Annotated in this window: 3 protein-coding genes and 1 pseudogene; all 4 read right to left on the bottom strand. The window is 43.8% G+C overall.

Translation table 11 applies throughout. From position 1 onward, the window contains the following. The coding region (locus Q7U33_RS04200; protein ID WP_304858341.1) for an HU family DNA-binding protein at positions 1-182 on the bottom strand (182 nt) is incomplete at its 3' end. 213 nt (positions 183-395) lie between these two features. Continuing rightward, positions 396-929: a 3'-5' exoribonuclease gene (locus Q7U33_RS04195; RefSeq protein WP_304858340.1), complete on the bottom strand. Its 534-nt coding sequence runs from the start codon at positions 927-929 to the stop codon at positions 396-398. Next, a complete protein-coding gene (locus Q7U33_RS04190; protein ID WP_304858339.1) occupies positions 922-1,356 on the bottom strand; it encodes a hypothetical protein in 435 nt (144 codons plus the stop codon). The genes Q7U33_RS04195 and Q7U33_RS04190 overlap by 8 nt, the downstream gene beginning before the upstream one ends. Positions 1,357-1,409: 53 nt before the next feature. Then, a pseudogene (locus Q7U33_RS04185) lies at positions 1,410-1,611 on the bottom strand (hypothetical protein); the annotation flags it as partial.

Below are 1,611 nucleotides of genomic sequence, written 5' to 3'. Positions count from 1 at the left end.
CGACCAGAACGAGCAGCCTTTTTAGTGATTTGGAACGTGCCAAAGCCAACTAGGGCAACGTTATCACCGGCAACCAGTGCATCACCAATGGTGGTCATAATAGCGTCTAATACGCGACCAGCGTCGGCTTGGGTAACCCCTGCAGAAGCGGCTACTTTTGCGATTAATTCATATTTATTCATATTATTACTCCTAAAAAATATTACAGTTAACAGACAAAAAAGTACTCGGTTTACAATTCTATTTAATCGACGCGTGGTTGACGCGTCAACATCTTTTTAGCGTCAGCACTGGGTTTGATGACCACTAATGAATTAAGTATTAATTAAAAAACATAGTAAGATGCTCCCGTTTTTAGTCCAATATTGACGCGTCATCCACGCGTCATCCACGCGTCAAAATCTCCTTGCGGTTGCCCGCTGAAACCCATATAGATTAGCGATAGCATCATCCAACGCATGGTGACGCCTTAATTTTGGTTCGAAGGTTTTAAACGCATCTTCAACTGCCGCTTTAAACCTGGTTATCTGTATAGAACTTGGAAACGTTAAAGCCACAGGTTCTCTTTTTAAATTAGCAGGCCAGCCATAGTTATCAAACATGTGCTTAACGTGCTGCCAGTCCCAATAAGGGGCGTCACTCCACATCTTTACGTTTTGCTCCCCTGTGCCATCGTCAAAACTCTCGATCCATGTGCGCAATTGTTTGGCGATCATACTGTAATGCATTAGTTGATCGAAGCCTTCCAATAGCGGCAATACTGTTTCAACCACGAATTCAGAGCAATGCTCAACCTGATAGCATGAATTTTCAGCATAGAACCGTTCACCAGACTCACTTATGCAGCCAATTGAGATCAACTCGTTAGGTTCTGGATCTAAAGGTTGCTGGAACTTAGTGAACTCGCAATCAAAAAATAGGTTAATCATTTATCGGCCCCTTACTTGCCGCCGCCAATGCCCTTGCATCCCAAAGCGAATGATGACGGATTGCCATGGGCTGATACTCAAAATACTTTTCTACGCGCTCAAGTGAAAGATAGCCGCTCACATTCAACGGTAAGCCATCTAAATTCTCTGGCCAGCACTTGTAATCTAACAGGAAGTCGTTAACCAGCGGCCAATCATAGTTAGGTGCATCGCAAGCCATATATATCGGTTCACCGAAGGCTTCCACCCATGCTTTCAATTTAGACGCTGCCTGTGCTGACAATAAGCCATGCTTGGCATTGTTGAGGTGGGGTAATACGGCTTCCAGCACAAAACCACTACAATCGGATTTCTGGTAGTTGTCTAGTAACTCAAAATAGAATTCTTCGCCGTTCTCTGCCACGAAGCCAGCCGAGATCAGCTTCATATCAAATACGAGGCCAAAGTCTAAGCTTGTAAATTCTGTATCAAAATAAACGATCACTTCTGCAACTCCAATGTCTCTATTAAGTCAGCTTGTGCCTTCGGGCATCCCAACCCTGCAGATTCTTCGGTTAACACCAATAAATGACGGTGTTTTATAGGCCATAGATCAACCTCATCACCAGAATGCAAATCATCAATAGCGATCCATTGTTGAATGTTGTTACGGTTCACGTGCGCTAGAATTTGCTCATAACGT

This window comes from Methylotenera sp. (assembly GCF_030653755.1).
Taxonomy (GTDB): Bacteria; Pseudomonadota; Gammaproteobacteria; order Burkholderiales; family Methylophilaceae; genus Methylotenera.
The sequence above is the reverse complement of the archived record's forward strand: the minus strand, read 5'-3'. Positions and strand labels throughout refer to the sequence as shown.

Excerpts from the sequence above, each read along its gene's own strand:
- Q7U33_RS04195 (WP_304858340.1), bottom strand. The coding sequence starts at position 929 with ATGATTAACCTATTTTTTGATTGCGAGTTCACTAAGTTCCAGCAACCT.
- Q7U33_RS04190 (WP_304858339.1), bottom strand. The coding sequence starts at position 1,356 with ATGAAGCTGATCTCGGCTGGCTTCGTGGCAGAGAACGGCGAAGAATTC.